The following is a 20,653-nucleotide window of genomic DNA, read 5'->3' on the forward strand; positions in this document are numbered from 1 at the left end:
GCAACCATGTCCCGTATCCTGTTGAACCGACGCGCTTTTCTCAAAGCGACGGCCAGCGTTGGCGCTATGCTCGTCCTGCCGGATTTCGCTCTGGCACAAGCGGCACCCCCTGCCAAAGGCGGCCGGCTCGTTGTCGCCGCCGACAGCGAGCCTGCCAACCTCAATCCCGCCATTGTCGCCTCAAACGGGGTGTTCTTCGTGGCGAGCAAGGTGATCGAACCACTGGCTGAACAATCCTATGACGGCAAGGACGGGCTAAGCCCCCGGCTCGCTCTTTCCTGGGAAGGTTCGGACGATGGGCGCACCGCAACCTTCAAGCTGCGTGAAGGCGTAACCTGGCACGATGGCAAGCCATTCACTTCCGCCGACGTGGCTTTCTCTGCGCTGGAGGTATGGAAGAAGCTGCAGAATCTCGGGCGCGTGGTGTTCAAGAATCTGGAAAGTGTCGAAACGCCGGACGACCACACGGCCATCTTCAAGTTCTCGCAACCGACGCCATTCCAGCTCATTCGCAATGCGCTGCCCGTTGTGACCTCTGTCGTGCCGAAGCATATCTACGAGGGGACCGACATCGCCAAGAACCCCGCCAACCAGAAGCTTGTCGGGACCGGCCCGTTCAAGTTTGGCGAATACAAGCCGGGTGAATATTTTCTCCTGAAACGCAATGACGCCTATTGGCGACAAGGCGAGCCGTTGCTCGACGAGATCGTCTATCAGGTGCTGCCTGACCGGGCGGCGGCCGGCAATGCGCTAGAAGCCGAACAGATCCAGCTTGCGGCCTTCTCCGCCGTGCCGCTCGCCGATCTCGACCGGATTTCCAGGGTGCCGGGCCTGAAGGTCTATTCCAACGGCTATGAAGGCCTGACCTACCAGTTGATCGTCGAGATCAACCATCGCCGCAAGGAGCTTGCCGACATCAGGGTACGGCAGGCGCTTGCCCACGCGATCGACCATGACTTCGTCGTCAGGACGATTTTCCTTGGTTACGCCAAGTCGTCGACCGGGCCGGTGCCGGCCTATGACAAGACCTTCTACGAGCCGGATGTGACTAAATACGCGTTTGACCCGGCCAAGGCGGAAGCGCTTCTTGACGAAGCTGGCTACAAGCGCGGCGCAGATGGCAACCGTTTCAAACTGAAACTGCTGCCGGCGCCATTCTTCAACGAAACCAAACAGTTCGGCGATTATCTTCGCCAGGCTCTGGCCAAGGTCGGCATTGATGCGCAAGTCATCAGCAATGATACCCCGGCGCATCTGAAAGCGGTCTACACGGATCATGATTTCGACATCACCGTGGCAACGCCGGTCTACCGGTCAGATCCTGCCATCTCGACGACGATCCTTCTCGAAAGCGGCTTGCCTGCGGGCGTACCTTTCTCGAACCAGTATGGCTACGCCAATGCCGACGTCGACAGGTTAATCAAGGAGGCCGCGTCCACCGTTGATGCGGACAAGCGCGCCAGCCTCTACAAGACCTTGCAGAAGACGGTCGCCGACGACCTGCCGCTGATCAATGTCGCCGAATTCTCCTTCATCACCGTGGCACGCGACAATGTCCAGAATGTTTCCGACAACCCCCGCTGGGCGGTGTCGAGCTGGGCAAATGTCGGGCTGAAGGAGTAAGGCTGGCTACTGATCGGTGGCTGGATCGCCGATGAGCTGACGCGGGCATACGACCAATGGCTAATGGAAAGGCGAGCTAGAATATAGGAATATTTTCTTTTTAAAAGAGGGTCATCGAGATCGGAGCATCTGTGAGGAGGAATTTCGGCAGTGTCAATCGCATCCTTATCACTGCCCTCAAACCGGCGACCATGAAATGACCACCACCGGCGACGTCAAATGGGCCATGCGGCCGTTGCTTGACCGCCATGACGATCTGGTAGTCATGGGCCGGATGCTGGTCATCCTACCTGTACGCCATGTCGTGCGATTTATTTGTATCGATCGCGAGTTGGAACCGGGCGGCTTCGAGGTTCGGACCGCACTGAACCTCACATTTCTGGACCTGGGCAATGTCTGGCCGCTGAGCGGTGGTTGGCCGCTGCGTAACCCTAATAAATGCCATGGCTCAAAACAGATCCCCAATCCGTCGAGCTGTTGCGCAACATGATCGAGCATGAAGCAGTGCCGGCGCTGCGCGCCATTAAGACAATCGATGATTTCGTGACGCGGCGCTCTAATGATCCACGATCATCCGAATATTTCTTCGCCAATTCCTACCTTCAAGCCCACCTCGCCATCATCAACGGCGATCTCGAGCGCGCTATTCCGCTCATCGAGCCGCTATTGCCAAGGCAGGTGCCGGCATTTTTTCCAGCCTTGGTGGCGCGTGACCGCACAGCTCTCGCCCACTATTTTCGCGAACAGCAGCGCCGCACGATCGAGGCGATGAAATTCACCAAATATTTCGTACCCGAACCATTCCCGATGGAGCTTTAGACTTTCGCTTCAAAAATATATTTCAGTTGACAGGCACAAGCGGCAGGGAACATGAAAAGCTTTGCCCGACCGCCGGAGTCATTCTTGCCGCCTCTCGCTTCCTTTTTCCTGAGACGTCTTGCCAGCGCGCTTCCGGTTCTGGGCGTGGTGCTGATCGGAGGCTTCCTGTTGCTCGAGGCTGCGTCCGGTGATGCGGTGGACTCCTATGTGGCTCGCTCCGGCGCCCTGGACGCCGAACAGATGGCGCAGTTGCGGACGGAGTGGGGCCTCGACCAAGGGCCGCTCTATCGTTTCAAGGCCTATGCGTCGGCACTCGTCCAGGGTGACCTCGGCTGGTCCACCGCCTTTGAGCGGCCAGTCGGGACGGTCATCCTCGAGCGGCTGCCAGTCACGTTGCTGCTGATGGGTTGCGCCACGGCACTGGCTTTTTTCCTCGGCTCCCTGCTTGGCGTGATCGCCGGCGCAAGGCCCGGATCGATTGGCGACCGGGTGCTTTCCATCGGCTCGCTGGCGCTCTACGCCATACCCGGATTCTGGCTTGGCCTGGTCCTGATCGTCATCTTCGCCGTTGACCTCCGCTGGTTGCCGATCGGAGGCATCGAGACCATCGCATCCGGCAAATCAGGTCTGGCGCGGCTTGGCGATATCGCTGTGCACCTGGTGCTTCCGGTTGCCTCGCTCGCCATGGTTTATCTCGCGCTCTACCTGCGGCTCATGCGCGACCGGATGAGCGAAATCTGGCGCGATCCTTTCGTCAAGGCGCTGGAGGCGCGCGGCATCGCTCGCAGGCGCATCGTCTGGCACCATGTCGCGCGCAACGCGGTCCTGCCGGTCGTCACCATGTTGGGGCTGCAGGCCGCAGCCATGCTGGGCGGCAGTGTCGTGGTGGAAAGCGTCTTTGCCATTCCCGGCTTTGGCCGCCTGGCCGCCGAGGCGGTGGCCCGCCGCGATACGCCGCTGCTGCTGGGGGTGATCCTGTGCAGTGCCATCACCGTCATCATCGCCAACCTTCTCGTCGATCTTGCCTATGGCAAGCTCGATCCGCGCGTGAGGGCCGGCCGATGATCCTGTGGCGGCAGCTGAACCCGGAGGGACGCGCCGGCGCAGTTCTTCTCGCAACCCTTGCTCTCATGGCGCTCCTTGCGCCGTTGATCGCTCCGGGAGACCCCTTGGCCCTTGCCGGCGAACCGATGCTGCGGCCGTTTGCATCCGCATCGCATCCGCTGGGAACCGACCGGCTTGGCCGTGATGTCTTGTCCGGTTTGTTGTACGGAACACGCACGACACTGCTCGTCGCATTCTTTTCGGCCGCTGTCAGCTTAAGCGTCGGTAGCGCTGTTGGCACGCTGGCAGGCTTTCTCGGAGGAATCGCCGATACGGTTCTGATGCGGATCACCGAGGCATTCCAGACGGTACCGGGGTTTCTGCTGGCGCTCGCTGCGATCAGCGTTACGGGGCCGAGCATTCCGACAATGATATTTGCCATCAGCCTTGGCACCTGGACGCAGGCGGCACGGGTTACGCGGGCCGAAGTTCTGTCGCTGCGCGAAAGGGACTTCGTTGCAGCGGCGCGGACGCTGGGAATGCGGCCGCTGGAAATTGCGTTCCGCGAGATATTGCCCAACGCCTTCGGTCCCACGGCCTCGCTTGCCGCCATATCGGTCGCAGCGGCCATCCTGATTGAGGCGGCGCTCTCGTTTCTCGGTTTTGGAGACCCGAACCGCGTGACCTGGGGCAGCATGATCGCCGAAGGCCGCACGGTGCTGCGCGCCGCGCCTTATCTTTCGATTGTCCCCGGCCTCGCACTCGTCGTCACTGTGCTGAGTGTGCACCTGCTCGGGCGGGGCCTGTCGAAAACGGAGCGGCTGCAACCATGACCGAGCCCTCTGTCCGCATTCGCAATCTCAGCGTCGACTACGGCGACACCGTCGCGCTCAGCGACGTTTCGCTGCAGATCGCACGGGGTGGAAGGCTGGCGCTTATTGGGGAAAGCGGTTCCGGAAAATCGACGCTGGCAATGGCAATTGCAGGAATGCTGCCGCGCCAGGCCCATGTCAGCGGATCAATCGAGTTTCCTGATCTCGATCGCAATGCAACACCCGGCCGGAAGCCGAAGCTTGGCAAGGACATCGGCGTTTTGTTTCAAGATCCGGGCGGCAGTCTCGATCCGGTCATGAAGATCGGCGACCAGATCGCCGAGGTGATCATGACCCATCAGGGCATGGGGTGGATTTCCGCGCGTGTGCGGGCGGCCGAGCTCCTTGATCGCGTCCGCATTCCGAAGGCACTCTCGCGGCTGAACAACTATCCGCATGAATTCTCCGGCGGACAAAAGCAGCGCATCGCACTGGCGGCTGCACTGGCGGGCCACCCCTCGCTGCTGATTGCGGACGAGCCCACCAGCGCACTCGATACGGTGGTGCAATGGCACATCGTCAATCTGCTCGATGAGCTGGTGCGGGAGAGCGGCCTGACCTTGCTGTTCGTCACGCACGATATCGCTTTGGCGTCGGAGCGCGCCGACAAGATTGCCGTGCTCTACAGGGGCAAGCTGGTTGAAAGCGGCCCGTCCGCCCGGGTACTTGGCAAACCCGAGCATCCCTACACGAAAGCGCTGATCGGCGCGCATATTTCGCTGGAGACGCCACGTGGCAGGCGGCTTGCCGAAATCAATGGGGATGACCTGGTTTGATTGCTGCAAGTTCACCCGACATACTGAAGATAACCAACCTCTCCAAACGCTTCGGCGATCGCGGGACTGCAGGGCTGAAAGGCGTAAGCTTTTCGATCGCGGCCGGGGAAACGCTGGCAGTGGTGGGCGCGTCCGGATCGGGCAAGACGACGCTGGCGCGTCTCATCATGCGGCTTGCGGATTCCGACGAGGGCTCCATTCACCTTGATGGCCGGGATATCACCGTGCTGCACGATGAACTCCTGCGGCCGCTGCGCCGGCGCTTCCAGATGGTCTTTCAGGATCCACTGGCCGCGTTCAATCCCCGTGCCAATGTGAGGCGCATTCTCGAGGACCCGCTGCGGATCAGTGGTCTGGCGGCAAAGGCGGAATATGAGGCACTCATCGGCGCTGCGCTTGAGCGTGTCGGCCTCAGCGGCGACTTCATGGCCCGCTTTCCATTGGAATTGTCCGGGGGGCAGCGGCAGCGCGTCGCCATTGCGCGTGCGATCATGACGAAACCCGACCTGGTCGTGCTCGATGAGCCCGTATCCGCGCTGGACGTGTCCGTGCGGGCGCAAATCCTCAACCTCCTGCTTGATCTTCAGGAGGAGACCGGCACCGCCTACCTGTTCATTTCGCATGATCTCGCGGTCGTGCGCGCCTTCGCCGACCGGATGATCGTCATGGATGAGGGGCGTATCGTCGAAGCTGGAGGAACGGAGGCTGTCCTGGCGAACCCGCGCTCGCAGGCGACGCGTGTCCTGATCGATGCGGTGCCACGACTGATGTTTTGACCAGATTATCGCGCCACGACCGGCGGACCATCGAAATTGTGTCGGGCGGTGACGATCGCCGATGCGGTGGCCCACAATACAATCAGCACCGCTGCCATGATCGCGACCATGATCAGAAAATCCCGCAATTCCAAAGGCTCGATATCCCGATCTCGCATCGCGTGGCTCCAAATGTTGGCTGGCAGGCGCACCAATCTGCATCAGCAGGCGAAGCCCAGCAATAAACCGTGCGATCGTTAAAATTCATTATATGTTTTAAAGGGAGACGGCATATCCCACCAGCGCCGCCAGGACGACGCCCGCGAGGAAAACGCCAAAATACCATCCTGCACTGTCGTGTACCGCCCAAGCCTCGTCTTCATCTTCGTTGAAATCATCAGTCATGGCATACACTCCCGGACTTCTGGGATACAGCCCGAAATTCGGACCAGTCCCGTTACGGTGACCGGGGTGGGCGGTCACGGCAGTGGGGCCCAGATTGTCCACGTTTTGGTTGTGAACGGTACTGAGCCCCGTATCGGGGTGGCATTGTGGAACTCGCCCAACACGTTCCCCGACAGTTATAAAACGCGGGCCGGCGGAATAGGTTCCGGTTTTCCGGGGAATGTCTCACGGAACCTGACAATGCCGGGCGGACCGTAGGTTTGGGCGGTCGAACGGAGCTGATCGCGTGACGCCACGGGGCAAACGGGATCATATCCCGTGGGACTTATATGGTGCCATGCCTACACCACCGAATAGCCAGCTTAACCTTCAGTATAATATCCATTGTTGCGCGCCCGATATAGATTGGGCTGGTCGTGGCAAAGCCTCATCCCTCCCAGCTACGATCCCCCTGGGCCGCCCAGCCGGTTACTATTCTGGGCGGTCCTTTTTTTGGTTTGGCCTAGTTGCCGAGCAGGCAGTGCCGAACGCGTACCTTGCTGCCATTTGGATGGACAGCCGCAGGCGGCATTGCTCGATTGCATGTCCGCAATGGCGGGGAAGGGGACGCCGTTAGCGGGGCGCCCCTTCTTTGGTTAGACAGCTTCGGTCAAAGTATGAAGCGGTCAATGCTCAGTTCCGGGAAAAAAGTCTCGACTGTCAGTGTCCCCGATTGCCCCGCAATCGCGACGGAATGTGTCCATATTGCCCTTGGATTGTCCGGATCATCGGGAGGCGTTGTCGTAATCGTGATGTCATCAGCGGTGAATGCTCCATTTCCATTGCCGGTGTCACCATCAGGATCGATGGGGCTCAGGTCGATATAGTCGCGGGTGTGGTCAAATAGGCCAATCGTATCTCCAGCTATTTCATCCCCGGCCATAAAGCGAAAAGTATCGCTGTCACCGTCGAGAAGGTCCTCAGGCTGGTTTCCATACAGCGTGTCGGCACCTGTTCCTCCGATTATGAGGTCACTGCCAAGGCCTCCCAGCAACTGATCGTCGCCCACACCTCCGATAAGTGTATCATTGCCAAAGATGCCCTGAATAAAGTCATTCCCGCCAAGGCCGATGAGAACATTGGCGCTGTTATTGCCGGTGATTGAGTCGCCGGAATTCGAGCCAACGACATTCTCGAAATTGTTGGAAACGACATCGCCATTGGCATCGCCGCCGCTGACAGTAATGCCGCCGAGCGCCGTAAGCTGGCTCATATCGACATCGACGCCAGCATTGGAAAACTCATAGCTCAGCGTATCCGCGCCGGCATCGCCCGAGAGCGTATCAACGCCGGCGCCGCCGTGGATATAGTCATTGCCGTTGCCGCCATTGAGAACATTGGCCAGAGAAGCGTTGCCAAAGATCTGGTCGCTGCCATCGCCGCCATTGACGGTGGCGACAAGATTGAGCAATCCGCCATCATGCAGCGTAATACGGTCGTTGCCGAGACCGCCATTGACGATGGCCGCACCCGTCGGGGTGATATTCATGTCGTCATTGCCAGTGGTGCTGCGTGGGGATGGCGGCAGCCAACCTCCGTTGTTGACACCCAAAAGATCGAAGATGGATTGTGGAAGTGCTGAGGGCATGATCTGATCCTCCCCCTCAATACGGGCTGCACGAACCGGTATCCTCCCCAGGGCCAGCCATCCTGCAGCCAACGGTTTATCCTACGCCTCATTGCCGAGACGGGCAACAAACCGACTTAGCCCGAGATGTAATCAAATCGGGTTATGGGGTGGATCGGGAAGAACCGCTGATTGACTGGTCGGAGTGAGAGGATTCGAACCTCCGACCCCGTCGTCCCGAACGACGTGCGCTACCAGGCTGCGCTACACTCCGTGACCAGTGACGCGCGTATATAACGTCCGGTTTCGGCCGCTGCAAGTCGTTTCCTCTGCTTTTTGAATTATGACGATGGAAGCGCGCAAGCTTCAACAAACAGTTGAATGGCCCTTGTGATGAGAGCCGAAAGTCTTGTATCGAATTGTACAGAAACGCTCTGGCCGTATGCTGGCGGGGACAACAAGGCAGCATGTAATGATTTCAGACAAACAACGCATTATCAGCTTCGTCATGAGTGGTGGTGTCGGCTCGCGCCTGTGGCCTTTGTCGCGCGAGGATTTCCCCAAACAGTTCCACAATCTGTCCGGCCAGGGTTCAATGCTGCTGCGCACCATCAAGCGCATGGCCGCCAGGGAAAAAACGGGAGTTCCGGTCTATCTGCTGGCCTCCGAACGCCATGCCGACCGCATCAAGCAGGACATTGCCGGTGTGGACCTTGCCGGGGGCCGGCCGATACTCGAGCCCATGGGCCGCAACACCGCCTCTGCGGTCGTTCTGGCAACCGAAATCACCTTACGCGAACATGGCGACGAGCTTGTGCTTGTCGTCCCTTCAGATCATGAGATCACGACCGACCGCGACTTCTGGAACACGGTCGAGGCCGGTATCGAAGCGGCCAAGGCGGGCCGTATTGTCGTCTTCGGCATACAGCCGGACAGGCCCGAAACCGGCTATGGCTATATTGAAGTCGAGCCCGATGCTTCGGCTACGCGCGACGTGGTGCGTTTCGTGGAGAAGCCGAACGAACAGACAGCCAGGGAATATCTCGCATCCGGGCACTTTCTCTGGAATGCCGGCATTTTCCTTTTCCGCGCCAGCGTCATGCGCGATGCGTTCAAGGCACACGCCGCCGAGATCTGGGACAAGGCAATCATTGCCCTCGATGCGGCGGACACCAATATTTCCGGCACCTACCTGCCGCATGATCTCTACGCCGCCGTACCCTCCCTGTCGGTCGACTATGCGATCATGGAGCATGCTTCGGACATCGCGCTGGTGCCGGCGACCTTCCGCTGGAACGACCTCGGATCGTGGCAGTCCCTGCTTGAAGTCGGCTCGGTTGACGGCAATGGCAATGTGATCGTCGGCGACGTGGTCGCCATCGACTGCGAGCACAGCTATCTGCGCAGCGAGGGCCGGCTGTTGTCGGCCGTCGGCCTGCGTGACATCGCCGTGGTGGCGACCGGCGATGCCACGTTCGTGGCGCCGGTCAATGAAAGCCAGAACGTGCGCAAGATCGTCGAGCAGTTGGAACGGACGGGCCGGCTCGAGACCAAGTTCACGCCGGCCCAGGGCCGCCTGCCGCATGTCGGCGCCTACGCCAATCGCGTCCGGCACTGGTTGTTCGACGAGACATTGCCGCTGTGGTCGACAGTGGGCGTTGACGAGCAGGGCGGCGGCTTCCATGAGGCACTGTCCTTCGACGCAATTCCGATCCACAAAACCAAGCGCATGCGTACCATGGCGCGGCAGATCTATGCCTTTGCCGTAGCGCATGAAATGGGCTGGGACGGACCGGCCCACGATCTGATCGACCACGGCATCCGCTTCATCACGGCCAATGGCCGCACCGGCCATGGCGGTTGGGTTAAAACCTTCAATCCCGATGGCAGCGTTCTCGACGCGACGGAGGACGCCTATGACCAGTCATGCGTCTTGCTGGCTTTGGCCCATGCGCACAAGGCCGGGCACAAGGATGCACTGGCGCTGGGGACGGAAACCTTTGCCTTCATTGACGAGCATCTTGCGGATGCGCGGCTGACCGGTTTTCTCGAGACACCGGGCGACACGGGCTTGCGCCGTTCGAACCCGCATATGCACCTGCTCGAGGCATTCCTCGCCTGGTATGATGCAACCGGCAACCGCGACTACCTGCAAAGGGCAGCGCGCATTGTCGATCTCTTCCGCCATCACATGTTCGATGCCGAAACCTGGACGCTGGGCGAATATTTCAACAATGAATGGGGACGGGCGCCGGGCGAACAGGGCGAGTGGACCGAACCCGGCCATCACTTTGAATGGGCATCGTTGCTGTCGGATTTCGCGCGGGCATCCGGCCAGAAGGATATCGTACGTTACGGACGGAAGCTTTACGCCTCTGCCATCGCAAATGGCCTGAACCGCTCCACGGAGCTCGCATACAATGCGGTATCGCGCCATGGCTTGCCGCTCGACAGGAATTCACGCAGCTGGCCTCAGACCGAGGCTGTCAAAGCGGCCATTGCGCTCGACGGCAACGGCGGGCCGGATCTAAAGCCGGAGGTCGAGGCGCGCGTCGGGCGGCTGTTCCGCTGGCATATCGAGCCGGCGCCGAAGGGGCTGTGGATCGATCTGATCGATGAGACAGGACGGGCCAAGGCCGAAGATGTTCCGGCCTCGATCTTTTACCACCTTGTCTGCGCGCTGACCCAGTATGTGGCTTACGTGGAGAAAACTTGAATCAACTTTTCCCGCGTGACTTGCAGAAGCCCCATGGCGTGGTTCGCCCTTCGACAAGCTCAGGATGAGGCTCACCGTGAGGGAGATTTATGGGCTGCACGATGATCACCAGCGCTGCAGAATCTAACACCCTGCAATCATTCCACATCCCTCATGGTGAGCTTGTCGAACCACGCATGATGGAAACGCAACCAGCACTGCACAATCAGTAAGGGCTCTCGACCTTGCCGGTCTCCACGTAGACGGACTTGATCTGGCTGTAGTGATACAGCGCAGCCAGGCCATTCTCGCGGCCGACACCCGACTGCTTGAAGCCTCCAAACGGCATCTCGACCGGCGCGAGATTATAGGTGTTGATCCAGCAGGTACCGGCCTTGAGCTGGCCGATGACGCGGTGGGCCCGGGCAAGATCTCTGGTGAAAACACCGGCGGAGAGGCCAAACTCGGTATCGTTCGCACGCGCGATGACCTCGTCCTCGTCCTTGAAGTCGAGAACTGCCATCACTGGTCCGAAGATTTCCTCACGGGCGATGACCATGTCGTCGGTCACGTTGGTAAAGATGGTAGGCTCGACGAAGGAGCCTCCCTCAAACCCCTGCATCTGCGGGACGCCGCCGCCAAGGTGCAGCGTTGCTCCTTCTGCCTTGCCCTTTTCGATATAGGAAACGACCTTGTCGCGCTGGGCGGCGTTGACGAGTGGTCCGAGTTGGATATCCGGATCGAGCGGATCGCCAAGGCGGATGGCCTTGGTGCGCGCGGTCAGACGATCCAGGAACTGGTCCTTGATGCCGCCTTGCACGAAAACGCGCGTACCATTGGAGCAGACCTGTCCTGTTGAATAGAAGTTGCCAAGCAGCGCGCCGCCGACAGCGTTCTCGACGTCGGCATCATCAAAGATGATCAGCGGCGACTTGCCGCCGAGCTCCATCGTGGCGTGCTTCATGTGCGATCCCGCCTGCGCCAGCACGCGCCTGCCCGTGGGGACCGACCCGGTCAGCGAGACCTTGGCGACCAGCGGATGATCAACAAGCTGCGATCCGACGTCGCCGAAGCCCTGCACCACATTGAACAGACCATCGGGAAGGCCGGCTTCCTTGTAGACTTCCGCGAGGGCGAGGGCGGTAAGCGGCGTGTTTTCCGAAGGCTTGAAGATCATGGCGTTGCCCGCAGCCAGCGCCGGCGCCGATTTCCATCCGGCGCCCTGGATCGGATAATTCCAGGCGCCGATGCCGACGCACACGCCGAGGGCCTCCCGTCTCGTATAGGCGTAGGAGCCGCCAAGCTCGATCATTTCGCCGTTGAAGCCGGCGATGATGCCCCCATAGAATTCAAGGGCATCGGCTGCTGAGGCAGGGTCGGCAACGAGGGTCTCCTGGATGGCCTTGCCGGTGTCCAGCGTTTCCAGCTCGGCGATCTCTGCATTGCGGGCGCGCAGGATATCGGCGGCGCGGCGCAGGATGCGGCCGCGTTCCACCGGTTTCAGCGCAGCCCACGCCGGTTGGGCAGCCGCTGCGGCCTGGACTGCCTGCTCGATCAGCGCAGGCGTGGCGCCATGGAGTTTTGCAATGATCTCGCCGGTTGCAGGATAGATCACTTCGAGCGGCTTGCCCGCTTTGTCCTCGACGAAGCGGCCATTGATGAAATGCGAGGCCTTGGGCTGTGCGCGCATGGTGTTCTCCTGGGTTTCAGACTGTCAGCATAGGCGCTGAACGTGGTTCGACAAGCTCACCATGAGGGGGTGGGCGGATTGCAGTTTTAAATCGCCTGCGTTGCGGCTCTTCGCTGGGTTCAACAAGCTCACCGTGAGCGGATGGGCGGATTGCAACGACAGATCATCCATGTTGCGTATCTTGGCTCCCTGCAAAGTACAGTTTCCCTCATGGTGCGCTTGTCGAACCACGTATAGCGGCGCCGCAAACAGTTTAAAAAAGCTGTTCTTCTCACCGATCGCTCACCTGCCAGCGCGGGTTGATCCACGGCTCCTGATTGGATCGGGGCAGGGGATCACGGCCAAGGATATGGTCCGAGGCCTTCTCGCCCGTCATGATCGACGGCCCGTTGAGATTGCCGTTGGTAACCCTGGGGAAGATCGAGGAATCCGCGACGCGCAGTCTGTCGACGCCAATGACACGGCATTGCGGGTCGACCACCGCCATCGGATCGGATGCCGCTCCCATCTTGCAGGTGCCGCAGGGATGGAATGCGCTTTCCGCATGCTCGCGCAGGAAATCGTCGATCTCTTCGTCCGATTGGACGTGCCTGCCCGGGGAAATCTCGCGACCGCGGTAGGGATCGAGTGCCGCCTGGCCGAAGATCTCCCGCGTCAGCCGCACGGCGTGGCGGAAGTCGGTCCAGTCATCGGGATGTGACATATAGTTGAAAAGGATTTTCGGTTTCTCGAATGGATCGGAGGAACGCAGCGTTACACTCCCGCGCGACTTCGAGCGCATCGGACCGACATGCGCCTGGAATCCATGGCCCTTCGCCGCCGCCTTGCCGTCATAGCGAATGGCGGCAGGCAGGAAATGATACTGGATATCCGGATAATCGACGCCAGCCTTCGAGCGCACGAAGGCGGCAGATTCGAAATGGTTCGTCGCGCCGTGGCCGCTCTTGAAGAACAGCCATTCGGCGCCGATCATCGCCTTGGAGAAAAGTCCGAGCCTGGAGTTCAAGGTGATCGGCTTGAGGCTCTCCTGCTGGATATAGACCTCCATGTGGTCCTGCAGGTTCTGGCCAACGCCTGGCCGATCCGCGATGACCTGGACGCCATGTTCCCTCAGATGCGCCGCGGGCCCAATGCCGGACAGCATCAGCAGCTTTGGCGAATTGATGGAGGAGGCGGCAATGATGACTTCGCGGCGGGCACGGATGATTTCCGTCTGGCCGCGCCGGGTGATCTCGACACCCGTTGCACGTTGATTCTCGATGATCACACGCCGGGCGAAACCGTTCACGAGATTCACGTTTTGCCGTTTGAGCGCCGGGCGCAGATAGGCGTTTGCCGTGGACCAGCGCCGGCCCTTGTGGATGGTCTGTTCCATTGCGCCGAAGCCTTCCTGCTTGGAGCCGTTATAGTCGTCGGTGACTTCGAAACCGGCCTCGCGACCGGCCTCGACGAACGCATGGAACAGGGGATTGTCGCGCCTTCCGCGTTGCACGTTCAACGGACCCTTCGTGCCGCGCCAGCCGGCTTCGCCGCCATGCGAATTCTCCATACGCTTGAAATAGGGCAGCACATCCGCATAGGACCAGCCGGCCGCGCCGCTTTCCGCCCAATGGTCAAAATCATGTGCGTGGCCACGCACATAGACCATGCCGTTGATCGAGGACGAACCGCCGATAACCTTGCCGCGTGGCGTCACCAGCCTGCGCCCGCCGAGATGCGGCTCCGGCTCGGAGGCAAAGCCCCAGTCATAGGTGCTCATATTCATCGGGAAGGAAAGGGCAGCTGGCATCTGGATGAAGGGGCCAATATCGGTGCCGCCAAACTCGATGACGATGACCGAATGCTTGCCGTCCTCGGACAGGCGGTACGCCATGGCGGAACCCGCAGAACCAGAGCCAACAATTACGAAATCTGCTTCCATTGCCGTGGCCTTGCTCACTCACTCGCCACGCGGATAGCGGGCATTCTCTTCCAGAACGTTCAAATCCATGTGGTTGCGCATATAGCGCTCCGATGCCTTCTGCAGCGGCTGATAGTCCCACGGGTAGTAAGAGCCGTTGCGCAATGCTTCGTAGACCACCCAGCGCCGCGCCTGGCTCTCGCGCACCGCAGCGTCGAATGCGTGCATGTCCCAGCGATTGCGGACCTTGGCCATGAAGTCGGCCAGCAGTCCGGCACATGCCGGATCAGCGGCGAGATTGGTCAATTCATGGGGATCCGATTCAAGATCAAACAGTTGCGGCGGATCGATCTCACAATGGACGAACTTGTATTGGCCTTCCCGGATGCAAACGAGCGGCGCATTGGAGCCCTCGGCCGCATATTCCATCAGCACCGGTCCAGCGCGGCGCTTGCCCTGCATGAGGGGTGTCAGATCTTCACCATCGGTCCACGGCAGAACGTCCGCAATGTCGATGCCGCCTAGCGCCGCAAGCGTGGGGTTGATGTCTAGGGTGGACACTGGCTCCTGGATCAACCGGGGCTCGATCCCCTTGCCGGCGATCATCAGGGGAACGCGAACGGAACCCTCGAAGAAGTTCATCTTGAACCAGAGGCCACGTTCGCCGAGCATGTCGCCATGGTCGGAAGTGAAGACGATGATCGTGTCCTCGAGCATGCGCGTCGTGCGTAGCACTTCGAGGATCTCGCCGATCTTGTCGTCAATATAGGAGATGTTCGCAAGATAGCCCTGGCGTGCCCGCCGGACCTGTTCCGGCGAGATGTCAAATTCACGATGCTCACAGGCATCCATCAGACGTTGCGCATGCGGGTCCTGTTCTTCATAGGGGATGCCGCCAACCACCGGATCGAGCGCCGGAGAGCCCTCGTAAAGATCCCAGTATTTGCGGCGCGCCACATAAGGGTCGTGCGGATGGGTGAACGAAACCGTCAGGCACCATGGGCGACGCGATTCATCATCGGATTCGCGTGACAGCTGGTAGAGCTTCTGGCGGGCATGGAAAGCCACCTCGTCATCATATTCCATCTGGTTGGTAATCTCGGCAACACCCGCGCCGGTGACCGAGCCGAGATTGTGGTACCACCAGTCGATGCGTTCGCCCGGCTTGCGATAGTCGGGTGTCCAGCCAAAATCGGCAGGGTAGATGTCGGTGGTCAGACGCTCTTCCAGACCGTGCAGCTGGTCCGGGCCGACGAAATGCATCTTGCCGGAAAGGCCGGTGTAATAGCCCGCACGGCGCAGATGATGGGCATAGGTCGGGATATCGGAGGCGAACTCGGCGGCATTGTCATAGACCCGGGTGCGGGACGGCAATTGGCCGGACATCAAGGAGGCGCGGGCCGGGGCGCAGAGCGGTGACGCCGTGTAGCTATTGGCGAATCGCGCCGAGCGTTGTGCGAGGGCCTTCAGATGCGGTGCATGAACGAACTCGGCCGGGCCATCCGGAAACAGCGTTCCGTTCAACTGATCAACCATCAGGATGAGGATATTCGGCCTGGTCATTGCGATACTCCGGCGGCGGCTAGTTTGGTCGTGACATAATCTTCCACGAGCGCAATGGCGCTCGCTGCCTCAGGCGCGCCATTGCGCAGCGCATGGCGGATATAGAGCCCGTCGATCATGGCGCCGGTACCCTCGGCAATCTGCGTTGCCATTGCCCTGCTCGTCAGTTGCTGCAACCCATGGACGAGATTGGAGTGCATGCGCCGCGCATAGACCCGAAGCAGGCGGCGCGTGTCTTCCGATCGCTGTGCGTGAACGTAGAAGGTCAGCCATGCCCCGACTGTTTCCGGCGCAAACTGCGAAGCGGAGAAGTTGACGGCGATTACTGCGGCGATGCGGGCGGATGGGGTGTCGGCCGTCTGCAGCGCTCTTGCGAGATCGTGGCCGAGTTCCTTCAAAAGATGCCGCATCGTGGCAAGGATCAGCTGTTCCTTGCCTCCAAAATAATGGTGCGCGAGGGCAGGCGACACGCCTGCCTCATGGGCAATCTCCGCAACCGTGACGTCAAGCGAACCGCGCTGGCCGATGGTGCGGATTGCAGCATCGATCAACTCGCGCCTGCGCAGCGGTTCCATTCCGACTTTGGGCATGATGGGAGACCTTGTTTTTACGCATATTATTCTTGATTGACTGGTCAATCAAGAAAAAAGTGGAAGGACGCGCCCTGCGTGGTGGGGTCGTTTGGCGACATGGTATTGATCTCAATTGGGACAACCGACTTGGGTTGAATTGACATCGCTCAAAGTGGCTGGGCTCTATGGCGTCTCAACTAAAGAGCCTCACAATTCTGCGATTCAAACCACTTTACCTTGAACTGCGAGCGGTCCATGGTTAGGTCAACAGATAAGACATATTGGAGGAAATGCGATGACAGCCTGTATCGTTGGATGGTCCCATCTGCCGTTCGGAAAGCTGGAGGGTGAGACCGTCGAGAGCCTGATCGTCAAGGCCGCGATCGGCGCGCTGGAGCATGCCAGCATTGGTCCGGAAGACGTGGACGAAATCGTGCTCGGTCATTTCAATGCCGGTTTCTCCCCACAGGATTTCACTGCGAGCCTTGTTCTGCAGGCGAGCGATGCCTTCCGCTTCAAGCCGGCGACGCGTGTTGAAAACGCTTGCGCCACCGGATCGGCGGCGGTGCATCAGGGCATCAAGACCATTCGGGCCGGAGCGGCGAAGGTGGTTCTCGTGGTGGGGGTCGAAAAGATGACGTCGACGCCCGGACCGGAAATCGGCAAGAATCTGCTCAAGGCGTCCTACCTGCCGGAAGAGGGAGATATTCCGGCAGGTTTCGCCGGCGTGTTCGGGCAGATCGCTGCCGCCTATTTCCAGAAGTATGGCGACCAGTCAGACGCGCTTGCGAAGATCGCCGCCAAGAATCACAAGAACGGGGTCAACAACCCCTACGCTCAGATGCGCAAGGATCTGGGTTTCGAGTTCTGCCGTCAGGAGAGCGAGAAGAACCCGTTCGTCGCCGGGCCGCTCAAGCGGACAGATTGTTCGCTGGTATCCGATGGCGCCGCAGCATTGGTGCTGACCGACACACAGACCGCCCTCAAAATGAAGCGCGCCGTGGCGTTCAGGGCGGCAAGCCATGTGCAGGATTTCCTGCCGATTTCCAAGCGCGACATCCTGCAGTTCGAAGGCTGCGCGGAAGGCTGGAAGCGTGCATTGAACCAGGCTGGCGTGACGATCGACGACCTGTCGTTCGTGGAAACCCATGACTGCTTCACCATTGCAGAACTGATCGAGTACGAGGCAATGGGCCTTGCCAAGCCTGGCGAGGGTGCCCGAGTGGCGATGGAAGGGCAGACGGAAATGGGTGGTCGCCTGCCGGTGAACCCATCCGGCGGACTCAAGGCCAAGGGACACCCCATCGGTGCGAGCGGCGTGTCCATGCACGTCCTGTCGGCGATGCAGCTGACCGCGGAGGCAGGCGGCATCCAGGTGCCGGACGCCAAGCTTGCAGGCATCTTCAATATGGGCGGTGCCGCCGTGGCCAACTATGTGTCGGTGCTGGAGCGGATCAAGTAGTAGACTGTTCGGTTTGAGGCTTGCGCCATGGAGGGAGAGGATCATCGCGCCATTCGGGGAACGCCTTGGCGATTGCGCGCCAAAGCTTGTCGTTTCGCGCTAGCCGCGCGCCGTAGTCATCAATGAAGTAACCGAAGATATACTCGGCCTTGCCGTTCTTCATCCCGCGATAAAAGACCTCCGGTCCCGGCTCTTCCAACGCGGCATGCGTTTGCCTTATGGCGCTCAGGAGCATTTTTGTCGCAACGTCCGGGGCCATTTCGGGATCAAGCCGGATGACTTCGGCGAGGCAGATGCGGCGCCCGTGCCCGGAGGAAAGATTTTTGATCGTCGACTCCGCAATAACCCGGTTGGGCACGTTCAGGGTGCAACCGTCCCACATCCTTATCTGCACGTGGCGCCAGGTCTGGTCGACAACCTTTCCCTCGTGCGTCTCGCCGATCTTGATCCAGTCTCCCACCTTGAAGGGTCGAGAAACCGAAATGGCAATGCCAGCAAACATCTCGCCGAGTGTGGATTGTGCCGAAAAACCCAAAATGACCGCTGCGGCCCCCGACAATGTGGCAAGGGCAGTGATCGACTGCCCGTAAACGAATTGCAGAACGATCAGGACGGCAATGAGATAGATCATGCCCTGGACCAGCACCGCGAGCAATTGCGGCACGGGCGCATCATGGCCGAATAGATGACCATCCCAGACATACGCCTTCAACATCATGTTGATACTGAACGCAGCGGTCATGATGCACAGCGCAGCCGCAATGCCGGAAAACTGCTGGACGCCGTCGAAAATTGTCGAGAAGACCAATGGATAGACCCAATCCTGTGCTGCATACAGCGCGAAAAGCAGAAGTGAAAATTGGAAGCCGAGTTGGGTCAGACCTTTTCGCCCCGTGACGAGAACACTGAGCAGTGTACCGAGCGTTGCCGTTAGCAGGATGAGGATCGCCGCAAGCTGCAATATCGTGCTCAGGCTGTTCGGGAGCGCGGGATTCATGGCCGGCGTCCGCGCGGCCGTCTGGCCCGACGTCCGCGCGCTGGCGCGTCGGCCACCTTTTCAAATTCTTTGGACAGAAGTGATGCAAATGCTTCTTCCGGTGCATTCGGGTCAACATGCGTTCTCCGGAAGATCAGATATATGACTAAGCTCAAGAGATAGAAGATGACGCAAAGGAACAATGCATAGTGAAAGGTCTCATTGGTGAACATCAGAACAGTTGTGACGAGCGTGACCAGAAGTCCTGTCATCGCCCCGGCCACGCCAACGGGGCTGATGAACGGTCGAGGCATGTCCTTGTGCCTGGCTCTGAGGATGATAAAGGCAAGGAAGATCATTGCGTAGGACACCAGCGCGCCAAACACCGATACATTGAGCAGAATGGCGATGACCGAAACCTTGTCAGGAAGTATGAGTGAGACAGTGACGAGGGCGAGGGCAAGAAGCGTCGACACGAGGATGGCTATGAGCGGCGTTCCCCGCATAGACAATCCTGCCAATGCCTTTGGCATATAGCCGGAGCGGGCGATGCAGAAAAAGCTGCGCGCAGCGGCATAGAGCACTGCGTGGTAGCTGGCCAGGGTGCCGAACATTACGATCAGGTTTAGAAGTTCCGGATGCTTTGCCAACGACCGCGTACTTTGCATACCCAACAAAAGCGGGCTCTCCGAAACAGCAATCGCAGCGGCGCCAGGCGGGCCTCCGGTATTGATGGTGAGCGTTGCAAGAGTTGCAACGACCAAGATGCAAAACCCCCAGATCAAGCCCTTTGGAACATCCTTACCTGGAACACGGCTATCTTCGGGTGCTAGCGATACGGCCTCAATTGCGAGGTAAAACCAGATGGCAAATGGCATGGCCCAAGCTATTCCCATCAGGCCGTTCGGAAGCCATGCGCTGTTGGTGTCGGTCGTCGGTATGCTCAGAAGTCGCACCCAACGCATATTGGGGATAGCGCTGATCCAGAAAATCGCCAGAACCGCAAGAGAGGACGCTGCCAAGCAAAGAGCGGTCCGGAAAAACAATCGCTTGCCGCCGGCGTTGAGCGCCGCAAAGAAGAGCGCCACCAGCAACCAAACCAGTGGTTCCGGGAGCCTTGTTGCACTCGCCGAAAATATTGCGATGTTCACCTGTATGCCTATGGCGACAAGGATGGTGGCGAGGGCTGCGACATATTCGAGGATCTGGGACACTCCCGCCAGTAATCCGCCCCACCTGCCGAATACGGCACGGGAGTATGCGTAAGCTCCTCCGGTAAACGGCATCGCCGCGCACAGTTCCGCCAAGGTCAACGTCAGGCAGCCATACATCAGCGTAATCAGCAGGGTTGCTACCAGCATGCCGCCGAAGCCGCCCTCCGAAAGACCGGGGTTCCAGCCTGCGAACTGTCCAGATATCACTGCACTGACCGCAAAGCCGCACAGAAGCACGGGCCCGGCCAATCTGGGTGGGGCAATCGAAGGTGCCTGCACTGCCTCCGGAGGCATCGACAATGATTCCGGACTGTTGCTGGCAAGTTTGGAATGGACAATGGCATTCGACAGCATGGCCATGCCTCCCCACAACATTGGCCACAGAGCAACTGCCCATTTTCGCTCTGTTCTTGGTCCAAGTATACATCATTCCGGTATATTGCCAAAGTAAAAGATACGAAAAACGATCTAGTCCGACCATGAACTACTGAGGAAATGGATCTCTTGACTGGGCGTGGGTCTTGTCCTGTCGCGATACTTCAAGTTCCGGAATCAGAATGCGACCTCGTGGCCAGGCCTATGAAATTGTTGTCGAGTTTGCTGAGCGACGCCTGCGGTGCGGCAAGAGGCGAGCAAGAAAGACCATAAGGTTCGGGATTGGCAACTGGTCGGGGAACCTGA

At 59.6% G+C, this 20,653-nt stretch carries 18 protein-coding genes and 1 tRNA gene; 9 read left to right on the plus strand and 10 right to left on the minus strand.

All coding sequences use genetic code 11. From position 1 onward, the window contains the following. The first annotated feature begins 6 nt into the window (after positions 1 to 6). The 7 genes from K9U38_RS05975 to K9U38_RS06005 all read left to right on the plus strand — a co-directional run bounded on the left by K9U38_RS05975 (position 7) and on the right by K9U38_RS06005 (position 5,910). Complete coding sequence (locus K9U38_RS05975; RefSeq protein WP_224493421.1) at positions 7 to 1,623, plus strand: ABC transporter substrate-binding protein; 1,617 nt, start codon at positions 7 to 9, stop codon at positions 1,621 to 1,623. Positions 1,624 to 1,819: 196 nt separating this feature from the next. After that, positions 1,820 to 2,113, plus strand: coding sequence for a hypothetical protein (locus tag K9U38_RS05980; RefSeq protein ID WP_224493422.1), 294 nt, complete (start codon positions 1,820 to 1,822; stop codon positions 2,111 to 2,113). Next, positions 2,110 to 2,442, plus strand: a complete 333-nt coding sequence (locus K9U38_RS05985) for a hypothetical protein (protein ID WP_224493423.1) — start codon at positions 2,110 to 2,112, stop codon at positions 2,440 to 2,442. Before K9U38_RS05980 ends, K9U38_RS05985 begins: the two co-directional genes overlap by 4 nt. Before the next feature lie 51 nt (positions 2,443 to 2,493). Further along, positions 2,494 to 3,507 (plus strand): ABC transporter permease, encoded by a 1,014-nt coding sequence (locus K9U38_RS05990; protein WP_224493424.1) that lies wholly within the window; start codon positions 2,494 to 2,496, stop codon positions 3,505 to 3,507. Further along, on the plus strand, positions 3,504 to 4,319 hold the full coding sequence (locus tag K9U38_RS05995; RefSeq protein WP_224493425.1) for an ABC transporter permease: 816 nt from the start codon (positions 3,504 to 3,506) through the stop codon (positions 4,317 to 4,319). The genes K9U38_RS05990 and K9U38_RS05995 overlap by 4 nt, the downstream gene beginning before the upstream one ends. Beyond that, positions 4,316 to 5,134 (plus strand): ABC transporter ATP-binding protein, encoded by an 819-nt coding sequence (locus K9U38_RS06000; RefSeq protein ID WP_224493426.1) that lies wholly within the window; start codon positions 4,316 to 4,318, stop codon positions 5,132 to 5,134. Before K9U38_RS05995 ends, K9U38_RS06000 begins: the two co-directional genes overlap by 4 nt. Beyond that, entirely contained in the window at positions 5,134 to 5,910 is a 777-nt protein-coding gene (locus tag K9U38_RS06005) for an ATP-binding cassette domain-containing protein (RefSeq protein ID WP_224493516.1), read from the plus strand. Before K9U38_RS06000 ends, K9U38_RS06005 begins: the two co-directional genes overlap by 1 nt. Before the next feature lie 5 nt (positions 5,911 to 5,915). On the opposite strand, the gene K9U38_RS06010 is transcribed toward K9U38_RS06005, so the two are convergent. The 4 genes from K9U38_RS06010 to K9U38_RS06020 all read right to left on the minus strand — a co-directional run bounded on the left by K9U38_RS06010 (position 5,916) and on the right by K9U38_RS06020 (position 8,174). After that, positions 5,916 to 6,068, minus strand: a complete 153-nt coding sequence (locus tag K9U38_RS06010; protein WP_224493427.1) for a hypothetical protein — start codon at positions 6,066 to 6,068, stop codon at positions 5,916 to 5,918. 97 nt (positions 6,069 to 6,165) lie between these two features. Beyond that, a complete protein-coding gene (locus K9U38_RS21970; RefSeq protein ID WP_255606970.1) occupies positions 6,166 to 6,294 on the minus strand; it encodes a hypothetical protein in 129 nt (42 codons plus the stop codon). Between the two features lie 649 nt (positions 6,295 to 6,943). Beyond that, entirely contained in the window at positions 6,944 to 7,921 is a 978-nt protein-coding gene (locus K9U38_RS06015; protein WP_224493428.1) for a calcium-binding protein, read from the minus strand. A gap of 176 nt (positions 7,922 to 8,097) precedes the next feature. After that, positions 8,098 to 8,174: transfer RNA gene (locus K9U38_RS06020), tRNA-Pro, on the minus strand. Positions 8,175 to 8,372: 198 nt separating this feature from the next. Here K9U38_RS06020 and K9U38_RS06025 point away from each other — a divergent pair. Next, complete coding sequence (locus K9U38_RS06025) at positions 8,373 to 10,616, plus strand: AGE family epimerase/isomerase (protein ID WP_224493429.1); 2,244 nt, start codon at positions 8,373 to 8,375, stop codon at positions 10,614 to 10,616. A gap of 205 nt (positions 10,617 to 10,821) precedes the next feature. Here K9U38_RS06025 and betB read toward each other — a convergent pair whose 3' ends face one another. From betB to betI, 4 genes are all read right to left on the minus strand, one after another. After that, positions 10,822 to 12,285 (minus strand): betaine-aldehyde dehydrogenase, encoded by a 1,464-nt coding sequence (gene betB / locus K9U38_RS06030; RefSeq protein WP_224493430.1) that lies wholly within the window; start codon positions 12,283 to 12,285, stop codon positions 10,822 to 10,824. Positions 12,286 to 12,556: 271 nt separating this feature from the next. After that, positions 12,557 to 14,206 (minus strand): choline dehydrogenase, encoded by a 1,650-nt coding sequence (gene betA, locus K9U38_RS06035; RefSeq protein WP_224493431.1) that lies wholly within the window; start codon positions 14,204 to 14,206, stop codon positions 12,557 to 12,559. 18 nt (positions 14,207 to 14,224) lie between these two features. Continuing rightward, a complete protein-coding gene (gene betC / locus K9U38_RS06040) occupies positions 14,225 to 15,748 on the minus strand; it encodes a choline-sulfatase (protein ID WP_224493432.1) in 1,524 nt (507 codons plus the stop codon). After that, positions 15,745 to 16,338, minus strand: a complete 594-nt coding sequence (gene betI / locus K9U38_RS06045; protein WP_224493433.1) for a transcriptional regulator BetI — start codon at positions 16,336 to 16,338, stop codon at positions 15,745 to 15,747. The genes betC and betI overlap by 4 nt, the downstream gene beginning before the upstream one ends. Positions 16,339 to 16,615: 277 nt before the next feature. Here betI and K9U38_RS06050 point away from each other — a divergent pair, with 277 nt between their 5' ends. Further along, on the plus strand, positions 16,616 to 17,782 hold the full coding sequence (locus K9U38_RS06050; protein WP_224493434.1) for an acetyl-CoA acetyltransferase: 1,167 nt from the start codon (positions 16,616 to 16,618) through the stop codon (positions 17,780 to 17,782). Here the strand turns inward: K9U38_RS06050 and K9U38_RS06055 are convergent. Together K9U38_RS06055 and K9U38_RS06060 are read right to left on the minus strand one after the other, a co-directional pair. Next, positions 17,775 to 18,779, minus strand: a complete 1,005-nt coding sequence (locus K9U38_RS06055) for a mechanosensitive ion channel family protein (RefSeq protein WP_224493435.1) — start codon at positions 18,777 to 18,779, stop codon at positions 17,775 to 17,777. The two genes, K9U38_RS06050 and K9U38_RS06055, sit on opposite strands and share 8 nt — an antisense overlap. After that, entirely contained in the window at positions 18,776 to 20,326 is a 1,551-nt protein-coding gene (locus K9U38_RS06060) for an amino acid permease (protein ID WP_224493436.1), read from the minus strand. Before K9U38_RS06060 ends, K9U38_RS06055 begins: the two co-directional genes overlap by 4 nt. Between the last annotated feature and the right edge of the window lie 327 nt (positions 20,327 to 20,653).

It is taken from the genome of Phyllobacterium lublinensis, from assembly GCF_020164435.1.
Lineage (GTDB): Bacteria > Pseudomonadota > Alphaproteobacteria > Rhizobiales > Rhizobiaceae > Phyllobacterium > Phyllobacterium lublinensis.